Raw genomic sequence first — 593 nt, 5'->3', positions numbered from 1 at the left:
GGCATGCATGATCGCCACCCGGTCAGCCAGCTCCTCCGCCTCTTCGAGGTGGTGGGTCGTCAGGAGCACCGACCGACCCCGATCCCGCAAGGCTGCGACGAGGTCCCAGACCCGGCGCCGGCTTTGCGGGTCGAGCCCGGTGGTCGGCTCGTCGAGGAGCATCAGGTCGGCCGGGCACATCAGCGCACGCGCGAGCTGCAGGCGCATGCGCCATCCGCCGGAGAAGCTGTCGACCGGCTGGTCGAGCTCGGCGCTCTTGAAGCCGAGTCCGAGCAGCATCGCCTGCGCGCGGGGCCGGGCGTCGAAGCCGCCGGCCTCGCTGATCGCGACGTGGGCGTGCGCCATCGCCTCGCCGTCGTCGCTCGCCTCGGCGGCGGCGAGCTCGGCCTCGGCTTCCGCGAGCGCGGTATCGCCCGCGAGCACGAAGTCGGTCGCGCCTTCACTGGTCTCCGGCATTTCCTGCGCCACTTCGGCGATGCGCCAGCGGCCCGGGATCGAGACGTCGCCGGCGCCGGCCTGCAGGCGCCCGGCGAAGAGCGAGAACAGCGACGACTTGCCGGCGCCGTTGCGACCGACCAGGCCCACCTTCTCCC

General features: G+C 73.0%; 1 protein-coding gene. It reads right to left on the bottom strand.

Annotated elements, in window-relative coordinates; translation table 11 throughout:
• Positions 1-593: ATP-binding cassette domain-containing protein (locus I6F37_RS38470; protein WP_225154138.1), on the bottom strand; the 593-nt coding region annotated here is incomplete at both ends.

The sequence above is a fragment of the Bradyrhizobium sp. NBAIM08 genome, from assembly GCF_020193935.1.
GTDB classification, from domain to species: Bacteria; Pseudomonadota; Alphaproteobacteria; order Rhizobiales; family Xanthobacteraceae; genus Bradyrhizobium; species Bradyrhizobium yuanmingense.
The sequence above is the reverse complement of the archived record's forward strand: the minus strand, read 5'-3'. Positions and strand labels throughout refer to the sequence as shown.